This window comes from Herbaspirillum sp. B65 (assembly GCF_000333555.1).
Lineage (GTDB): Bacteria > Pseudomonadota > Gammaproteobacteria > Burkholderiales > Burkholderiaceae_D > Herbaspirillum > Herbaspirillum rubrisubalbicans.
The window spans coordinates 1-1,540 of sequence record NZ_BADI01000332.1 but is presented as its reverse complement, the minus strand read 5'-3'; the positions used below and the strand labels follow the sequence as shown (position 1 = coordinate 1,540).

The window sequence follows — 1,540 nt, the reverse complement described above, 5'->3', positions numbered from 1 at the left end:
CCGGGATGGAAAAGAGCCGTTTTCCCTGGTGCTCGGCTTGCGGCAGCGAGTCGATCAAGCCTCGCGTGTAGGGATGCAGCGGCTGCTGGATCACCTGTTGTACGGGGCCGCGCTCGATGATACGCCCGGCATACATCACGCACAGATCGTCGGCCAGATCCTTGACCACACTGATGTCATGCGTGATCCAGATCAGGGCCGTTCCACTTTCCCGCGCCAGCTGTTTCATCTCATACAGAATCTGCGCCTGGATCGTCACATCCAGAGCCGTGGTCGGCTCATCGGCGATGATCAGATCAGGATGATTGATGATGGCATTGGCGATGGCCACGCGTTGCCGCATCCCGCCAGACATCTCGTGCGGATACACACGCATACGTTCTTCGGGTGCCGGGATACCGACCCGCCGCAAGGCATCGCAGACCCGGGTATCGATCTCCTTGCGTGACGCCTTGCGATGGATTGCAATGGTCTCGCCCAGTTGGGCGCCGATGCGCATGACCGGGTTCAGGGACATCATCGGATCCTGGAACACCATCGCGATGCGATCCCCGCGCAACTGACTCCAGCGCTTGGCGCTGGCTTCCCGCAGGTTCTCGCCCTTGAAGATGATCTCGCCGCCCGAGATGCGGCCCGGAGCATCGATCAGATTCATCAGCGAGAACGCGGTCACCGACTTGCCCGACCCGGATTCGCCGACGATCCCCAATACCTTTCCTTTTTCCAGCGTGAACGAGACATCATCCAGCGCCTTGGCCACGCCCGCTCCGGTGTGGAATTGTGTGACCAGATTCCTGACTTCCAGCAGTGCCATCTTCGCTCCTTATACGTCCAGCTTGGGGTTGAGGACCAAGCGCAGCTGGTCGCCCACCAGACTCACCGCCATGACCAGCAATACCAGCGCCACCCCAGGGAAGACGCTGATCCAGTACTGGTTCGAGAGCATGTAGTCAAAACCGTTGGAAATGAGCAGGCCCAGCGAGGGCTTGGTCTGGGGCAGGCCAATACCCAGAAAACTCATGGTCGCCTCCAGCGTGATGGCATTGGCCATCTGGTTGGTCGTAGTGACGATCAGCGGCGCCACGCAGTTGGGCAGCACATGGCGGAACATGATGCGGCGTGCCGGCAAGCCCTGGCCCAGGGCGGCCTCGATGTAATCCTTGCTACGCTCCACCAGTGCCGCGCCGCGCACATTGCGCGCGAAGATAGCCCACTGCACCAGCACCAGCGCCATCAGCGTCTTGTCCACCCCCTGCCCCAGCACGGCCAGCAACACCAGCGCCACCAGGATCGTCGGCACACTCAGTTGCACATCGACGATACGCATGAGCAAGGCATCCACCTTGCCACCAAAGTAGGCCGAGATCAGCCCCAGGCTGGTACCCAGCACCAGCGCCACCAAGGCGCTGGCCACGCCGATGCCCAGGCTGATGCGCAAGCCATAGAGAATGGCGCTGAGCATATCGCGGCCGGCACCGTCGGTGCCCAGCACGTAGCGCATGGTGTGGTCGGTACTGAGGGTCCCGGACTGCGTCGGCTC

Annotated in this window: 2 protein-coding genes; both read right to left on the bottom strand. The window is 61.8% G+C overall.

Translation table 11 applies throughout. The features are described 5' to 3' along the window. The coding region (locus I5W_RS08340; protein WP_044528877.1) for an ABC transporter ATP-binding protein at positions 1–814 on the bottom strand (814 nt) is incomplete at its 3' end. A gap of 9 nt (positions 815–823) precedes the next feature. Further along, a partial coding sequence (locus I5W_RS08335; RefSeq protein WP_044528876.1) for an ABC transporter permease occupies positions 824–1,540 on the bottom strand: 717 nt, incomplete at its 5' end.